The organism is Rhodoferax sp. BLA1, assembly GCF_013416775.1.
Taxonomy (GTDB): Bacteria; Pseudomonadota; Gammaproteobacteria; order Burkholderiales; family Burkholderiaceae_C; genus Rhodoferax.
Genome location: NZ_SZVI01000006.1, coordinates 89,068 through 105,282, shown reverse-complemented (window position 1 = coordinate 105,282; position 16,215 = coordinate 89,068). Strand labels below are relative to the sequence as shown.

15 protein-coding genes and 2 pseudogenes are annotated in these 16,215 nt (G+C 60.2%); 10 read left to right on the top strand and 7 right to left on the bottom strand.

Annotated elements, in window-relative coordinates:
• Positions 1 to 221 precede the first annotated feature (221 nt).
• Both FDG13_RS07585 and FDG13_RS07580 read left to right on the top strand, forming a co-directional pair.
• On the top strand, positions 222 to 1,490 hold the full coding sequence (locus FDG13_RS07585; RefSeq protein ID WP_180126359.1) for a CaiB/BaiF CoA-transferase family protein: 1,269 nt from the start codon (positions 222 to 224) through the stop codon (positions 1,488 to 1,490).
• Between the two features lie 11 nt (positions 1,491 to 1,501).
• Positions 1,502 to 1,660 (top strand): annotated as a pseudogene (locus tag FDG13_RS07580) (IS91 family transposase); the annotation flags it as partial.
• A gap of 18 nt (positions 1,661 to 1,678) precedes the next feature.
• On the opposite strand, the gene FDG13_RS07575 reads toward FDG13_RS07580, so the two are convergent.
• A complete protein-coding gene (locus tag FDG13_RS07575) occupies positions 1,679 to 2,458 on the bottom strand; it encodes an ABC transporter substrate-binding protein (RefSeq protein ID WP_180126357.1) in 780 nt (259 codons plus the stop codon).
• Between the two features lie 243 nt (positions 2,459 to 2,701).
• On the opposite strand from FDG13_RS07575, the gene FDG13_RS07570 reads away from it, so the two are divergent.
• From FDG13_RS07570 to FDG13_RS07560, 4 genes and pseudogenes are all read left to right on the top strand, one after another.
• Positions 2,702 to 5,191 (top strand): EAL domain-containing protein, encoded by a 2,490-nt coding sequence (locus FDG13_RS07570; protein WP_370528186.1) that lies wholly within the window; start codon positions 2,702 to 2,704, stop codon positions 5,189 to 5,191.
• Positions 5,173 to 5,316: pseudogene (locus FDG13_RS21045) on the top strand (CoA transferase); the annotation flags it as partial. The gene FDG13_RS07570 and the pseudogene FDG13_RS21045, both read left to right, overlap by 19 nt.
• 15 nt (positions 5,317 to 5,331) lie before the next feature.
• Positions 5,332 to 5,850 carry a GNAT family N-acetyltransferase gene (locus FDG13_RS07565; RefSeq protein ID WP_255435153.1) on the top strand — a complete coding sequence of 173 codons (519 nt, stop codon included), beginning with the start codon at positions 5,332 to 5,334 and terminating at the stop codon, positions 5,848 to 5,850.
• Between the two features lie 128 nt (positions 5,851 to 5,978).
• Positions 5,979 to 6,830 (top strand): Bro-N domain-containing protein, encoded by an 852-nt coding sequence (locus FDG13_RS07560; RefSeq protein ID WP_180126353.1) that lies wholly within the window; start codon positions 5,979 to 5,981, stop codon positions 6,828 to 6,830.
• A gap of 75 nt (positions 6,831 to 6,905) precedes the next feature.
• On the opposite strand, the gene FDG13_RS07555 is transcribed toward FDG13_RS07560, so the two are convergent.
• On the bottom strand, positions 6,906 to 7,766 hold the full coding sequence (locus tag FDG13_RS07555) for a PAS domain S-box protein (protein WP_180126351.1): 861 nt from the start codon (positions 7,764 to 7,766) through the stop codon (positions 6,906 to 6,908).
• Positions 7,767 to 7,984: 218 nt separating this feature from the next.
• Here FDG13_RS07555 and FDG13_RS07550 point away from each other — a divergent pair, with 218 nt between their 5' ends.
• Genes FDG13_RS07550 through FDG13_RS07540 form a run of 3 tightly spaced genes read left to right on the top strand, consistent with a single transcriptional unit; the run spans position 7,985 to position 9,806 of the window.
• The gene (locus tag FDG13_RS07550; protein WP_255435151.1) at positions 7,985 to 8,566 is read left to right on the top strand and encodes a cytochrome b; all 582 of its coding nucleotides are present in this window, start codon (positions 7,985 to 7,987) and stop codon (positions 8,564 to 8,566) included.
• A 47-nt stretch (positions 8,567 to 8,613) separates the two neighbouring features.
• The gene (locus FDG13_RS07545) at positions 8,614 to 9,186 is read left to right on the top strand and encodes a YceI family protein (RefSeq protein ID WP_180126349.1); all 573 of its coding nucleotides are present in this window, start codon (positions 8,614 to 8,616) and stop codon (positions 9,184 to 9,186) included.
• 44 nt (positions 9,187 to 9,230) lie between these two features.
• Positions 9,231 to 9,806 carry a YceI family protein gene (locus FDG13_RS07540; RefSeq protein ID WP_180126347.1) on the top strand — a complete coding sequence of 192 codons (576 nt, stop codon included), beginning with the start codon at positions 9,231 to 9,233 and terminating at the stop codon, positions 9,804 to 9,806.
• Between the two features lie 85 nt (positions 9,807 to 9,891).
• On the opposite strand, the gene FDG13_RS07535 is transcribed toward FDG13_RS07540, so the two are convergent.
• The 5 genes from FDG13_RS07535 to FDG13_RS07515 all read right to left on the bottom strand — a co-directional run bounded on the left by FDG13_RS07535 (position 9,892) and on the right by FDG13_RS07515 (position 15,203).
• On the bottom strand, positions 9,892 to 10,428 hold the full coding sequence (locus FDG13_RS07535; protein WP_180126345.1) for a DUF2799 domain-containing protein: 537 nt from the start codon (positions 10,426 to 10,428) through the stop codon (positions 9,892 to 9,894).
• Positions 10,429 to 10,433: 5 nt separating this feature from the next.
• Positions 10,434 to 10,982 carry a menaquinone-dependent protoporphyrinogen IX dehydrogenase gene (gene hemG / locus FDG13_RS07530; protein ID WP_180126343.1) on the bottom strand — a complete coding sequence of 183 codons (549 nt, stop codon included), beginning with the start codon at positions 10,980 to 10,982 and terminating at the stop codon, positions 10,434 to 10,436.
• Positions 10,983 to 11,054: 72 nt separating this feature from the next.
• A complete protein-coding gene (gene fusA / locus FDG13_RS07525) occupies positions 11,055 to 13,109 on the bottom strand; it encodes an elongation factor G (RefSeq protein WP_180126341.1) in 2,055 nt (684 codons plus the stop codon).
• Positions 13,110 to 13,210: 101 nt separating this feature from the next.
• Positions 13,211 to 14,563 (bottom strand): HD-GYP domain-containing protein, encoded by a 1,353-nt coding sequence (locus FDG13_RS07520; protein ID WP_180126339.1) that lies wholly within the window; start codon positions 14,561 to 14,563, stop codon positions 13,211 to 13,213.
• A 115-nt stretch (positions 14,564 to 14,678) separates the two neighbouring features.
• A complete protein-coding gene (locus FDG13_RS07515) occupies positions 14,679 to 15,203 on the bottom strand; it encodes a flavin reductase family protein (RefSeq protein WP_180126337.1) in 525 nt (174 codons plus the stop codon).
• Between the two features lie 84 nt (positions 15,204 to 15,287).
• Here FDG13_RS07515 and FDG13_RS07510 point away from each other — a divergent pair, with 84 nt between their 5' ends.
• Positions 15,288 to 16,148 carry a M14 family zinc carboxypeptidase gene (locus FDG13_RS07510; protein WP_180126336.1) on the top strand — a complete coding sequence of 287 codons (861 nt, stop codon included), beginning with the start codon at positions 15,288 to 15,290 and terminating at the stop codon, positions 16,146 to 16,148.
• The last annotated feature ends 67 nt before the right edge of the window (positions 16,149 to 16,215 follow it).

Genomic DNA, 16,215 nt, shown 5'->3' with positions numbered 1-16,215 from the left:
ATACCAAGGCAGTCAGCCAAACCATACCGTTTTGTCAGCCTGCATTTGGTTTTCTGCTCGACGAACCCATCCGCCATTCGGGTCATGCGGGCTTGGGCAGGGGGCCGACTTCGCAAAGCGCAGCGCGTTGAGGCACCCTGCCCAAGCCCGCGTGGCCAGCCACAAACACCGATCCGTCAACGACTGACCCCCTGACTTCAAACGAACGACAGAAGCAAATCATGACAACCCAGCAAGCCGCTCTCAGCCACCTCAAAGTTCTGGACCTCTCGCGTGTGCTGGCCGGCCCTTGGTGCACCCAAATGCTGGCTGATCTGGGGGCCGATGTCATCAAGGTCGAGCGCCCCGGTGCCGGTGACGACACGCGCCACTGGGGCCCACCTTTCCTCAAAGATGCCGACGGCAATGACACCACAGAGGCCACCTACTTCACCGCCTGCAACCGCAACAAACGCGCCATCACCCTGGACATGGCCCAGCCGGAAGGTCAGGCGCTGATCCGGAGAATGGCGGCGCAAAGCGACATCCTGGTCGAGAACTTCAAGGTGGGCGGTCTCCAACACTACGGGCTGGACTACGAGAGCCTCAAAGCCATCAACCCACGCCTGATCTACTGCTCGGTCACCGGCTTTGGCCAGACCGGCCCGTATGCCGAGCGCGCCGGGTACGACCTGATGATCCAGGCCATGAGTGGCCTCATGAGCATCACCGGCCACGCCGATGGCGAGCCCGGCGGCGGCCCGATGCGCATGGGTGTGGCGCTGATCGACGTGCTGACCGGCATCTACGCCTGCAGCGCCATCCTGGCCGCCGTCGAGGCGCGCCACACCACGGGTGCGGGCCAGCACATCGACATGGCTTTGCTCGATGTCGGCATGGCGGTGCTGGCCAACCAGGCCGCTGGCTTTTTGAACACTGGCCAAGTGCCGCAACGCCAGGGCAATACCCACCCGAGTCTGGCGCCGTACCAGACCTTCGACACTCTGGACGGCAGCATGCTGCTGGCGATTGGCAACGATGGTCAGTTCACACGTTTTTGTGAGGCTGCTGGTCAACCCGAGTGGGCACAGGACGAACGTTTTCGCAGCAACACCTTGCGCGTCAAAAACCGGGAAGCCCTGGTGGCCCTGATGCTGCCCGTCACCCGCACCCGCAGCACCTTGGAATGGACACAGTTGCTGGAAGACAAGGCCGTGCCCTGCGGCCCCATCAACGACATGGCACAAGCCTTTGCCGACCCGCAGGTGCAAGCGCGGGGTTTGGTGCTAAAACAGCCTGTAGCCCAAGTAGTTTCTGGGCAAGAAGCTATAAATAATCAAGCAAATCAAGCCGTGATCAACACTGTGGCCAGCCCACTGCGCCTGACTGCCACGCCGCCCGTGTTGCACCGCCCGCCGCCATCTATGGGTGAACACACAGATGAGGTTCTGGCCGAGTTGGGCCTGGATACCGCGCAGATTGCGCGGCTCAGAAGCGCGGGGGTGGTATAGCGAGGCTCCGACACGTCGAGACCTGGCATGAACTCGCCAACGCAGGCCAGTTCGGCGGCCAGGGCGACCATCACACCCCCAAGGCTTGTGTGCGACAGGCGTTTTGCAAACACCTCGAATGTGGCATCTTCGCGCACGGCTTTGCCCGCGCTCGCTGTGACGATTGCGGGCTCAACCGGGATGGGCGCTTAATTCAAGTATTTGGCGTAGATGGCGTCGAAGGACTTGTCCTTCTTCATGGACGCCAGCGCCTTGTCAAATTCGGCGCTGATTTTCGTGTATTCGCGTTTCTTGTTGAAAGCCAGGTAGCTGGGGATGGACTTGACAGCGGGGCTTAATTCCTTGATCTTGCCGACGGTGCCCGCCTGTTTTGCGGCATCCAGAAATACCGCACGGTAGCTGGGCGCAAAATCAATTCTCTTGGCGGCAAGCATGGCGACGAGGCTGTCCACGCTGCTGGTGTAGGTGATGTTCTGCCAGGTTCCATTCTTGACCAGTTTGTCGATATCCGGGCCGTAGCTGGTGTCGCGAATAATGCCGGCTCTGAGGTGCGACAGGTCGGCTAAATTGCCCGTCAATCGAATATCCGAATCTGCGTGGATAAAAAAGACCTCGACTTGCGTGATGACCGGGTTGTCGGTGTAGGCAAGAAAAGCTTCTCGCTCAGGCAGTCTGAAAACCGAGAATATGCCATCCACATTGCCGTCACGCACTTCTGCCAGGCAACGCGCCCATGGCATTAACTGGATTTTGACGGAGTGGCCTGATCTTCGGAAGGCTTCGGTCACCACGTCCACAAGAATGCCCGTCGGTTTGCCATCCACAATGTAAGCCGTGGGGCGGCTATCGGCGGCGACCAATACCAGGTCTTCGGCATGCGCAGCAGGTGATGCCATGGTGATGGCGAGCACGGCGGACAAGCAAAGCCTCAATGTATGAAAAAACGGAACTCTCTTGTTGATTGTCATCTGGAGTTCCTCAGCGGTATGGTTTGTGAAAGTGGCCAGGGCAGAGAATACGGAGCACTGGTATTTATACCCCTGTTTGGTCGCTGCAGAGGGGCTTAAATTCCGGTGGCTGGTTTTACCCTGCAGTTTTACGTGCGGCACTTACACTGTGAAAGAGGGACGCCAGCATGTGCGAGGAGGCGCATGCGGACCGGGTTTTCCAGATCGCTCAGGTACTTGACCGTAGTCACGGTCTCATAGTCCATGGCGAGAATAAGAACGATAAGAGCATTGTTGCTGCAACCCCCAACAACAGGAGAGCTGATGACACTTGCCGACGTTCTTAAGTTGAATTTCCTCAACAAGGCGTTGATTCGCAACAACGGGATCGCGCGCAGGATCATGTTGGCCGTGATCTTGTTCAGTTCCGCCGTGACCACCGTCATCACCGCAGTCGAGCTCTACCTGGACTATCGGGTGGACATACGCGGTATCCATGAGCGGGTGGAGTCGATCCGCAAGGTGTATCTGCCCACCCTGGTGGAAAGCGTCTGGGTACTGGAGCCCACCCAAATCCAGAACCACCTCAATGGCCTGATGAACCTGGGCGATATCGAGTACGTGGGCATCGTCTCCAACGGCAAGACCCAGTGGTCGGCAGGCTCACAGACCTCCAAGCGCCAGATTGAAACCGTCTTCCCCTTGAGTCGCCTCAACGCTGGCGAGCGCATGACGATTGGCGAGCTGCACGTGGTGGCCAGTGTGGACAACGTGGTGTCGCGGCTGTGGTCCAAATTCATCGTCATGCTGGTGAGCAATGCCATCAAGACCTTTCTGGTCACCGCCTTTGTTCTGCTGATCTTCCAGGTTTTGGTGGGGCAACACCTGGAACATATTGCCGGCTATCTGCGGCAGTTTTCAAGGAATGTGTCCAGCGAGCAGCCGTTGCAGCTCAACCGTCGGGAAGGCGGTCGCTGGCGCCCCGACGCGCTGGACCATGTGGCGAACGCCGTCAATCAGATGCGCAAAGAGATCAAGCGCTCTGGCGCCGAGCTCAAAGCCAGCAATGATCGGCTGGAGTCGATGGTGAAGAACTCGCCGCTGGCCATCTACACCAGCGATCTCAACTATATTGTGAGCAGCTGGAATCCGGCTGCTCAGAGGATGTTTGGCTGGAGCGCCGAAGAGGCTATCGGCCACAAGGTGTTCTTCATCCCGAAGGACAAGCAGCAGGAGTACGAACACATTGCTTGCAGGTTGCGCAATGGGGAATCGCTCAACCAGATTGAGCTGGTACGGCAGCGCCGTGACGGCTCCGTCATCCACATCAGTCTGTCCACCGCGCCCTTGTTCACGACGGATGGGACGCTCGATGCCCACCTGTTCCTTGTGGCCGACATTACCGAGCGCAAGCTTGCCGAGCAGCAGATCCAGTTCCAGGCCTTCCACGATGCATTGACCGGCCTGCCCAACCGCTTGCTGCTGCAAGACCGCTTCGAGCAGGCCAAGGCCCAAGCGAACCGCACAAATTGGCGCGTGATGCTGCTGTTTCTGGATCTGGACAACTTCAAGAGCATCAACGACACGCTGGGCCACGATAGCGGCGACGCGCTGCTTCAGCAGATCGCTACCCGCCTGAGCGCCTGCATGCGCGAGACCGACACCATCAGCCGACTGGGTGGCGATGAGTTCCTTATTTTGTTGACCGACCTGGTCCAGGCGGACGATGCCGCGCCCGTTCTGACCAAGCTCATGGAGCAGATGCAGCTGCCCTTTTTGGCCGACGGCCATGAAATCTCGACTTCGGTGTCCATGGGCGTGACCATCTTTCCCGAGGACGGTACGAGTTTTGAGAGCTTGCTCAAGAAGGCCGACATGGCCATGTACAAAGCCAAGGGCGATGGGCGCAATACCTACCGTTACTTTGATGACGCGATGGACGTGGAGGCGATCGAGCACCAGTTCATCCGCAATGGTCTTCGGCGCGCGCTGGAGCGCAACGAATTCGTTTTGCATTACCAGCCCCAGATCGATCTGACCAGCGGTGCCATCGTTGGGGTCGAGGCACTGATCCGGTGGAACCACCCCCAGCTAGGCATGGTGTCGCCTGCGCGCTTCATCCCGGTGTCCGAAGAGAGTGGCTTGATCATTCCGATTGGCGATTGGGTCTTGCGTGAGGCCTGCCGCCAGGCCATGGCTTGGCAGCGCGACGGACTGCCTGAACTGTGCATGGCGGTGAACCTCTCTGCCGTGCAGTTCAAACGCGGTAGCGTGGAGCAGTCGGTGATCCATGCGCTGGAAGAAAGCCGGATGAACCCCGCGCTGCTGGAACTGGAGCTGACCGAGTCGATCCTGATCCAGAACGTGGAGGGCGTGCTGGACTGTGTCAAGCGCTTGAAGCTACTGGGTGTGAAGCTGTCTATCGACGATTTCGGCACCGGTTATTCCAGTCTGTCGTACTTGAAGCGTTTTGACATAGACAAGCTCAAGATCGACCAGTCCTTTGTGCGCGATTTGGGCTCGGACCCCGATGACGCCGCCATCGTGCGGGCCATCATCCAGATGGCCCGCAGCCTGAATCTGCGCACCATCGCCGAAGGCGTTGAAAACGCCGACATGCTGCACCAGCTGCGCGTCTTCGGTTGCGACGAGGCACAGGGCTACCACTTTGCGCGGCCGATGTCTGCGGATGCCGTTGCCAGCTACATCCTGCAGGCAAAGACCGTTGAGCTGGGGCCAGCCCCTTACGGCTGACGGCCACGCCACCCGTGCTGCACCGCCCGCCGCCTTGCTTGAGTGAACACACCGACGAGGTGCTGGCAGAGTTGGGTCCGGACGCGACGCAGATGGCCGCCTTGCGTGGCCGTGGCGTGGTTTAACCAGGTTTTCAAACCATGTCACACTTCACGCCCATGAACACCATGGCCACCAAAGACCCCCGGTTTGCGCTGCGGTTTGCCACCCCCGACGATGCGGGTCTGCTGCTGGACTTCATGCACCAGCTGGGCACTTTTCAGAAAATGCGCGACAAGATCGTCGCCACCGAAGTCGGCCTGCGCCAGCTTTTGACTCAGGGCAAGGGGGAAGCGATTTTGGGGGATTACGACGGCAAAACCGTGGGGTTTGCCTATTTTTGCCAAACCTCATCGGCGTTCATCGGCCAGTCTGGCCTGTATATCGACGGTTTTCTGGTGAGTGAGTCCATGCGCGGCAAAGGACTGGGCAAGATCATGATGACTTTCATGGCCAAGCTGGCGCTGGCGCGCGGCTGCCAGCGGCTGGAATGGGCCTGCCTGGACTGGAACGAGCCCAGCATCCAGTTCTACCGCAATCTGGGTGCCCAGAGTGTCGACATCATGACCATTTACCGGTTCGGACCCGAGCAACTCAAGGTCAATGCGGCTTTGTTCTAGTGTGCTGGTCCGTGGTTTGCTGCACTGCAGAGGTGTGTGATTTGAAGCGAAGTAACTGTATTTAAATACAGTTATCTGGTGTAGCATCCAGACATTGCTCAACGTGAGAGCCCTGAAAGGACAGCACCATGAACATCCTGCCCACCGAGTTCGACGGCCAAGCCATCCGCCGCGTGTATGACGAAACAACGGAAACCTGGTGGTTTTCGGTGATTGATGTGGTGCAGGTGTTGACGGATAGCGAAAACGCCCGCGACTACTGGTTCAAGATGAAACTTCGCGTGAAGTCGGAGGACGGCGCTGAACTGTCGACAGTTTGTCGACAGTTGAAATTGCCTGCGGCGGACGGTAAACAGAGGCTCACCGATTGCGCCACCGCAGAAAGCTTGTTGCGCATCGTCCAATCCATCCCGAGCCCCAAAGCCGAGCCGATCAAACTCTGGCTGGCCAAGGTGGGTTATGAGCGCATGCAAGAGATGGCCGACCCGGCCCTGTCGTTAGACCGCGCCCGCCAGACCTGGCAGCAACATGGCCGCAGCGACAAGTGGATTGCCCAGCGCATGACCGGGCAGGAAACTCGCAACAAGCTCACTGACTACTGGAGCGCGCACGACATCAAAAAGGGCAGCGAGTTTGCCATCCTCACCAACATCATTCACCAGGAATGGGCGGGTGTGAGTGTGGCGCAGCACAAGGACATGAAGGACCTCACCAGCCACAACCTGCGCGACCACATGAGCGAGGCTGAGCTGATTTTTACCGCGTTGGCCGAGCTGTCCACCCGCCAGATTGCGCAGAGTGTTGAGGCCACTGGTTTGGCAGACAACAAGTCTGCGGCTAAAAGTGGTGGTCACATCGCCGCCCAGGCCCGGCAGCAGTTGGAAAGCCAAACCGGCAAGTCAGTGGTGACGAGCGCCAACTACCTGCCGCCGACGGCACCCAAGGCGGTGAAAGCCGTCAAGGCCAGCAAAAAGACCTGACGCAGGTACGCATGGGGTGACTTGGGTTCGTCAACCGCCCCGACATTCACCAGGCGCTGCAAGCAGCGCCATCCATCAATCGCCCGACCGAGACTTGGCCTGTTCCAGCGCCTGGCGTAATTCCACCTCATGACGTTTGCGGTCGCTGATGTCTACATAAGCGCCCACCACCCGCACCGGTGCGCCGTGGGCGTCGTACTCGGCCACGCGACCGCGGTCCAGTACCCAGATCACGGTGCCATCTTTGCGAACCATGCGGTGCTCAGAGCGGTAAAACTCTTCGCTGCCACTGAGCAATTGGCGCAGCCTTTGCCACACCAGCGCCTTGTCCTCGGGGTGTAGGCGGGCTGAAAACACATCGACGTGGCCGGTGAGTTCGCCGTGTGCAAACCCCAGGATGCGAAACCATTGCTGGTTGTGCACCACACGGCCACTGGCCACATGCCAGTCCCAGATGCCTTCACGCGTGGCGGCCAGCACCTCTTGCAGGCGTTGTTCACTTTGCGCCACCTGTTGCTGCGCCCGCACCAGGTCGGTGATGTCGTGGGCAATCACCAGAATCTGCTTGTTGCCCTCGGCATCCTTGAACGGGCGTTTGATCGACTTGAAGTGGCGGATTTCACCGGTGACCGCATTGCGACTGTCTTCCAGCACCACCTCGGTTTCACCGCGCGCCATGATCGCCAGCACATTGGCGCGGTAACCATCGGCCAGCTCTTTGGGCACACCAAAGTCGCCGTCGTGTTTGCCGACCATGGCTTCGGGGGTGGTGTTGTACAGGCGCGCCAGCGTTCTGTTGCACAACAAAAAATTGCCTTTGGCGTCTTTGAGCAGGATGACGTCGGGGGTTTCCTCAAACACCGCCTCCAGCAGTGCGAGTCGTTTCTGATCCGTCATGAGGGGGACGGGGTCGGGCGTTGTTTTGGTTTCAGGCATGTGGGTATTTCATGACATCAACATCCCTGGTCATCTGGTCTTCTTTTATAAAAGCAAGTTTGCACGTCATCACCCCGCCAGTATCGGTCACCCAGTCGGGCCTAGTCAAAATAAATGAATGCAGTAAACAATTTCGTTGAACTTTTTTGCACTGAGTGACTTCTAAACTGCGATTCAGCGCAGGCCCCAAGCTTGTTGACCTTCCTCGGAGAATAGTTTTGACCCGTTCCTCATCTTCTTCTACCGGCCTGATAGGCCAGCCCCGTTACAGCTCGGTGGCCATGACCCTGCACTGGCTGTTGGCCTTGGTCATTTTGGCCATGTTTGGGATGGGCCTGTACATGGCTGATCTGCCCTTTTCACCCACCCGCATGAAACTCTACAACTGGCACAAATGGGCCGGTGTGTGTTTCCTGTTGCTCACGGTCCTGCGTGTGGTGTGGCGTGTCACACACCGTCCACCCGCGCTGCCACAGACCGTCACGCTGGCCATGCCCGGCTGGCAGATGCAGGCCTACCACGCCACCCACCATCTGATGTACGCCCTGTTTTTGGTCGTGCCTTTGCTGGGCTGGGCTTACAGCTCGGCCGCAGGTTACCCAATTGTGTTGTTTGGTGTGTTGCCGCTGCCAGACTTTGTCGGCCCCGACAAGGCCTTGGCTGAACTGATCAAACCCTTGCACGGCCTGTCGGCTTGGGCGCTGATTGTGCTGGCAGCACTGCACATCGGTGCCGCCCTGAAACACCATTGGCTGGACCGCGATGGCCTGATGTTGCGCATGTTGCCGGGTCGGGGCTGATCCCTGGGCCTGGTCGAGTTATTTCCTATTCCTTTTTTGATCCTCTTATGAACACCAAGACCCTGCTTCCTGTTTTGGCCACCTTGCTGGTGGCCAGTGTTGCCCTGCCAGCGGCGGCCCAGCAAAAACTCTTGCCCGCGCAAAGTGAACTCAGCTTTGTGGCCAAACAAATGGGGGTGCCGGTCAGCGGCCAGTTCAAACGTTTTGATGCCCAGGTCAGTTTTGACGCGGCCAAGCTGGCGGCCAGCAAGGTGTCGTTCACCGTCGACATGGGCAGCGCCACCATGGGCAATGTCGAGGCCGACAGCGCCCTGCCCACGCTGCCCTGGTTCAACACACCGAAGTTCCCCCAGGCCACGTTCACGTCGAGCGCTTTCAAGGCCCTAGGTGCTGGCAAGTACGAGCTGGCTGGCCAACTCAGCATCAAAGGCCAGGTGCGTGAGGTGCTGGTGCCTTTGACCATGACACAAACGGGCGCGGTGACCGTGGCCACTGGTGTGGTGCCGATCAAGCGCCTGGCCTTCAAGATTGGTGAAGGTGATTGGGCCGACACCTCGATGGTGGCCGACGACGTTCAGGTCAAGTTCAAGCTGGCGCTCAGCGGCGTGGGCAAGCTGTAAACATTTTTGTCTTTTTCCCTTCAACCCTCCAGGAGTTTTTACCCATGCGTTTGCCCCTCATCCCCGCCGCTGCCGCCGTTGTTTTGCTCGCCAGCACCGTGTCTGCCCAGGCTGCCAGCTACGCCATTGACCCAACCCACACCTATGTGACGTTTGAGATCGGCCACTTTGGCACCTCGACCAACCGGGGCCGTTTTGACAAGAAGGAAGGCAGCGTGGAGCTGGACCGCGCCGCCAAGACCGGCAAGGTCGAGATCGTGGTGGACACCAGCTCGATCAGCACCGGTTTTGCCATGTTCAACAAACACCTGCAAAGTGCCGAGTTGTTTGATGTGGAAAAATTTCCGACCATGAAGTTTGCCGCCGACAAGTTTGTCTTCAACGGCGACAAGGTGGCTGAAGTCACCGGCACGCTCACGCTGCTGGGCAAGACCAACCCGCTGACCCTGAAGGCCACCAACTTCAATTGCTACGAGAACCCGATGCTCAAACGCGAAGTCTGTGGCGGCGACTTTGAAGGCACGCTGGACCGCACCCAGTACGGCATGAACTACGGCATCGACTGGGGTTTCCCGAAAAACGTGCACCTGGTGGTGCAGGTCGAAGCCATCAAGCAGTAATCTGCTAAATCAGGCATCAAATCAGTCTGTAGCCCTTATTTGATAAGGGCTGATAGCTATAGAAGACGCAGCAGCCTGTGGCAACTCAGGGCGCCAGCATCTGCTGCTGGCCCAAGTACATGCGCAGCCTGAACTGGTCCTGGTCAATGTCTTGCAGGCTGCGCCGGATGCGGCGCTTCTCGTCGTCACTGGCCGCAGACTCCAGCTTCTTGTGCAGGCGCTGGATTTCCTGAGTGTTCTGGCGCATGCGTTCCTGGGTCTGGTGCACCTGCAGACCCGCGTTCAAATAACGCGTAAAAGCCTCTGCGCCGGGTTGTGTCGCACACACCTGTGCTTTGTCGGCGCGGCCTTGCAGCCCTTGTTGCCAACCGTTGGCCGCCGTGCAAAAACGTTTGATACCGGCGTCCCAGCCCTGACGGTACGCCAGCGCATTGGGCACCACCCCGGTTTTTCCACAGTCTTCGGTGTAATCCGCCAATCTGCGCTCGGGCTCACCCCGCGCGCCGTCGTTGAGCCCCACACGGCCCCAGTCGGCCACCTGGCATTCGGACTCCGACATCGACGCACACCCAGCCAGCAGCGCACTCACCAACAGCAGGCTCAGCGCACGGTGCGGGCACATGGCGCTCAGGCCTGGGACGGCAGCGGCAGGGCACACACCTGGTGGGCAAAGGCTTCCACCTGCGCCCAGTCGGTGAACTCAAAGGCCTGGGTGGCGTCGGTCGGGCCTTTGGTGATGAGCATGATGAAACGGATCATCTGTTTGTCCACAAAACCAAGCGCAGGGTAGTTGAGCCGCCCGGCAAACACAGCCGCCAGTTGCGGCTTCCAGCTCAGTTGCCGCAGCAGTTTGACCATGTACGGGTTGGTGTGCGGCTGGTTTTTCTCGGGCTTGCGCGCCACCACGTTGACGCTGAACAGCGCGCTGGCCTTGCGCTCCAGCAGCGGCTGGTGTTTGCTGATGAACTGGGCCACCTGCGGGCGGTGTTTGCCGTAGCGGATGCTGGCGCCGATGACAATGCGCTCGAACGACGCCAGATCCAGCGACTCGGCCTGGTCCAGCGGCACCAGGCTGACCTGTTGCCCCAGCGCCGTCAAAACAAATTTCATGCGTTCACAGATATGCCGGGTGTGGCCGTCAACGGTGGAGTAGATGAGAAGGGTGTGGTGTGGCACGGCAGCAAGGTGTGGTGAAAAGGTCGACGCGATCTTAGTGGCTTGCGCTAACCTGTGGCCTGACAAATGTCATCAATCCTCGGTCAGGTTGCCGGGTTTGAATTGGCTTGCCAGCTTGGCCTGCATTTCTTCATGGACCTGGGCGTAGTGGGAAAAGGCCAGACTGTACGACCCCTGGCCGCCGGTGAGTGACTTCAATCGGCTCTGGTAGTCACCCAATTCGGCCAGCGGCATCTGGCCACTGATGGCCACGGTGCCCATCGGGCGCGGCTGGGTGCCGGTGATGTGGCCACGTTTGCTGGCCAGATCGCCGGTCAAATCACCAATGCTGGACTCGGGCGCCACCACTTCGATGCTCACCACCGGCTCCAGCACCACGGGCTGGGCCGCACGCACCGCTTCGAGCGTGGCCTTGCGGGCAGCGGCCACAAAGGCCACCTCCTTGCCGTCCACTGCGTGGGTTTTGCCGTCATACACCGTGACCCGCAGGTCGTGCACCGGGAACCCTGCCACTGCGCCCTCGGCCAGCGCCTGCAACACACCTTTTTCCACTGCCGCCATGAACACGCCCGGAATCGCGCCGCCCTTGACCACGTCCTCAAACTCGAAACCGGCGCCGCGCGCCAGCGGTGCCACGCGTAACATCACCTCGCCAAACTGGCCGGCGCCGCCACTTTGTTTCTTGTGGCGGCAGTGGCCTTCGGCCTGGCCCAGAATGGTTTCTCGGTAAGCGATTTGTGGTTCGCTGGTGCTGAGTTCAAGCTTGAACTGCTGCTGCATGCGCAGCATCTTGGCGCGCAGATGCATGTCGCCCAGGCCACGGATCACGGTCTCGTTGGTGCCCGGGTGGCGCTCCACGGTGAAGCAGGGGTCTTCCATCTCCAGCTTGTGCAGGATCTCGAACAGGCGTTGCTCGTCGCCCTTGCGCTGGGTCTGCACCGCCAGGCCCTGCATCGGCTGCGGAAAGGCCAGCGGCTGCAGGTGGATGTGGTCCTCGTCGTGGGAGTCGTGCAACACGCTGTCAAAGCTGATCTCGTCGACCTTGGCCACGGCACCGATGTCACCCGGCACCAGGGCGTCCACCTCGACATACTCCTTGCCCTGCAGCTGGTACAGGTGGTTGACCTTGAACGGGCGTTTGCTCGACCCGGCGAACAGCTGGCTGTCCTTGCGCACCGTGCCCTGGTGCACGCGGAACACACAGACCTTGCCGATGAACGGGTCCATCACCACTTTGAACACATGGGCCAGCACATGCAGGCTGGGGTCGGGCTGCGCGGCAAAAGCGGTCGGCACGGCCCCGGGCTCACCTTTGTAGAAGGGTGGCGGGTTGCCCTCCAACGGACTAGGTGCCAGCTTGACCAGGGCGTCCAGCAGCTGCGGCACACCGGCGCCGGTTTTGGCCGAGACAAATAGGATCGGGATCAGGTGCCCGGCGCGCAACGCTTTCTCAAACGGCGCATGCAACTCCTGCGGGCTAGGGTCGGCACCGTCTTCGAGGTAACGCGCCATCAGTGCGTCGTCTTCTTCGATCAGCTGGTCGATCAGCGCACGGTGGGCGGAGGCCACGCTGGCAAAGTCACTCTCTCCGTCGTCGTGGCCCAACAATTCAACCACCTCTTGCGCGTGATGCGTGGGCAGGTCCAGCAGCAGGCACTGTTTGCCAAAACGTTCGCGGATGTTCTCCACCAGCGCGCCCAGGTCGATGTTGTCGGCATCGATCTTGTTGATCAGGATCATGCGGCACAGGCCACGCTCCCCGGCCAGGGTGAACATGCGCTCGGTGGTGAGTTCGATGCCGGTTTGCGCGCTGATGACAATCAGCGCGGTGTCAGCCGCGGCCAGTGCGCTGATGGCCTGCCCGGCAAAGTCGGGGTAGCCGGGGGTGTCAAGCAGGTGGATGTGGGTGTTGTCGCTGCTCAGGCTCACCAGGGCCGACTGCAAGGAGTGGCCGAGCTGTTTTTCAATCGGGTCAAAGTCACAGACGGTGTTGCCTTTTTCCACCGCGCCGCGGCTGGTGATGGCGCCGGTGGCCGCCAGCAGGCTTTCCACCAAGGTCGTTTTGCCCACAGACCCGTGACCCACCAGGGCCACGGCACGGATGTTTGCAGAGGATTTGGCGCTCATAAATGGCTCGTAAAAGGATGTTATGAGCCATGAGTTTACGCTTGTGCTCTGATTTTTGACAGATGTTTTGAGGCCTGGTCAAACGTCAAAACAACGCTTTTTCAGGGCGGGAAAAGTTCTGGGTTTTGTCGGGTGATTCGCTGCAGATTTTCAAAACATGTAGCATCAATCGCCGTTCCTACGGCGTCTTTCATGATGTCCAATGTTTTGTCCAGGGGCACCGCAGCACGGTAGGGGCGCTCGGCGGTGATGGCGTCAAAAATGTCGGCGGTGGTGATGATGCGGGTCTCCAGCGTGATGTCCTGGGCCATCAGGCCGCGCGGGTAACCCTGGCCGTCCAGACGTTCGTGGTGCGCGGCCGACACACGTGCGAGTTCGTCAAAAATGCGCACCCGGCTCAGGATGGCTTCGGTGTAGCTGGCATGCCGCTGCACCGCCTGCCACTCGACCGCATCGAGCTTGCCGGGTTTGTCCAGGATGCGGTTGCTCACACCGAGCTTGCCCACGTCGTGTAACAGCGCGCCACGCTTGAGCCAACGCCGACGCGCCTCGGGCACCTCCATCGACTCCGCCAGCAATGCGGTGTACAGGGCCACGCGGGCGCTGTGGCCGGCGGTGAACGGGCTTTTGGCATCGACCACCTGGCCAAAAGCTTCAGCAATGTCGTCCAGATAGTCTTCGGTGATGCTGACCTCATGGCCACCGGGTTCCAGTGCGTACACCGCCTGCTCCACCTGGGCTGCCGGGGCCGCCAGCATCTGCCAGAAGCTGTCGGTCTGCGCCACAGCCTCAAAAGCGGCCACCAGCGCCGGGTCAAACCAGCTGCCAGAGCGTGCCTTGACCTCAGCCAGTGCGCTGTGGCGGCCTTGGGCGCCGTGGTGCACATCAATCACCTGGGCCAGCAAGGCAATCCGGGCCTGCAGCGGGATGGCCTGGCCCACCAACTTGTCGGGACGGCCACGGCCATCCCAGTGTTCGTCCAGCGCGTGGATGCCAGCCGACACCGCTTCGGGAAAGCGCAGCTGGCGCGCGATATCGGCACCGCGGGTGCAGCGGGTCTGGATCAGCTCCTGGGCGATCTCGTCGCCGTGGCTCAGGATGCCACCCAGCGCCTTGAGCCGCTCACGCAGGCCAGCGGCGGGTCCGGTGTGGCGCAGTACAAAACGCAGCACCTGGGGTAGGCTGCCGTCCACCCATTTGAAGTCGCGTTTGAACTGCAGGTCGTTGGTGACGTAGAGCTCGCAGATGCGTGCCGCGTTGCTGGAGCAACCCAGGTCCTTGAGCAGCAGGGTGTAGTAGAGCGTCCAGAGTGCGTCGTTGTCCAGGCCAATTTTCTGGCCGATGTGCATGCCGATCCAGCAGCAGCGCACGCAGTGGCCCTCAGGCTGGCCCTCGGTGATGTCCAGCGCGTGGCTGAGTGCAGCCATGAGTTCGGAGAGCTTCAGGAACTGCATGTGGGGCTCCGGTCAAGCTTCGGTTCAGACCGCTTTACACAGGCACACTGGTGCCGTGGGTTTCAAGAAAAATCGGCCTCTAGCCCTTGCTGAGTAAGGGCTGGTCACTCTGTTATCAATAGTAAAGAGGGTGCTCTGTGTAAAACTTGCCACCGTGGTAGAGCAGCGGTGAGGCACCGGCGCGGCAACTGCAGTGCTCCACCTCGCCGACAAAAATCACGTGGTCACCTTCGGCATAACGGCTGCGGTTGAAACACTCAAAACTGGCCACGCTGCCACTGATCAACGGGGCGCCGTTGTGGCCTTCGGTGAACTCCAGGTCGGCAAAACGGTCGGCGCTGCGCGAGGCAAAACGCAGCGCCAGCGCTTGCTGGTCAGCCGCCAGGATGTTGATGGCGTAGTGGGAACCCTGGGTAAATGCCGCCATTGAGCTGGCGGCTTGAGACAGACTCCACAACACCAGCGGGGGTGTCAGCGAGACTGAGTTGAACGAGTTGGCGGTCAGCCCGACCAAGGCCCCCGCCGGCGTGCGGGCGGTGACGATGGTCACCCCGGTGGCAAACATGCCCAGGGCGGTGCGAAATTCGGTGCTGGAGAAGCCGGGTGCTTGCGCCTGGGCGCGGTGTGAACTTGAAAACATCGCGCTGAATCTACCCGAAAACGGCGCTCTGGCGTGTTTGGCGGGCTTATCGACCCGTCAAAAAGCTTTCTTAGAATCCTTGCCATGTTGATCCGTTTGAAGCCATACACCCTGGGTGTTGCGTTTTTAATAGCTGTAGGCCCTTATTCTGCAAGGGCTTGCACCGATTTTTATACCAAATTACCGAATGTGCCATCGGCCCTGTGCCAAGCCGCCCAGCTGCAGCCCAGTGGCGCACGCAGTGTGCAGGGGCGGGCCATCCTGGTGCGAGATCTGATCCCGCCAGAGGCGCAGCGGCGGGTGCTGGTGGTGGCCACCATGCATGGTGACGAGTTGTCGGCCGCGTCGGTGGCGTTGCACTGGTTGCAGATGGCGCAAGCGGCGCCGGCGCAGACCCACTGGCGCTTCATCCCGGTGCTCAACCCGGACGGTTTGGCGCGGCGCACACCCTGGCGCATGAACGCCCACGGGGTGGACCTGAACCGCAACTTCCCTACCCCCAACTGGCAGCGAGAAACCAAGGTCTATTGGGAGCAGCGCACCCGCAAGGACCCGCGCCGCTGGCCCGGTCCCCACCCCTTGAGTGAGCCCGAGGCCAGGTACCTGTTTGACGAGATCGGCCGCTTTGACCCGCAGCTGATCGTCAGCATCCACGCGCCCTATGGGGTGCTGGACTTTGACGGCCCGGTGTTGCCGCCCACGCGTTTGGGCCGCTTGTACCTCGACCAGGTGGGCGTGTTCCCGGGTTCCCTGGGCAACTACAGCGGGGTGCAGCGCGGCGTTCCGGTGGTCACGGTGGAGTTGCCCAACGCCTTGCGCACACCCAGCGGCGACGAGATGGCCAAGATGTGGCGTGATCTGCGGCTCTGGATGGACAAAACACTGCCCCTGCCCGAGCCGCAGGACAGGCCCACACTGGCCCAGGTGCCGCCCAGCACACCGTGAATGCACGGGCTTGTTGTAAGTCAAGGGTTTACCCTAGTCGCAAAATAAATTTGTGCAAATATACTTT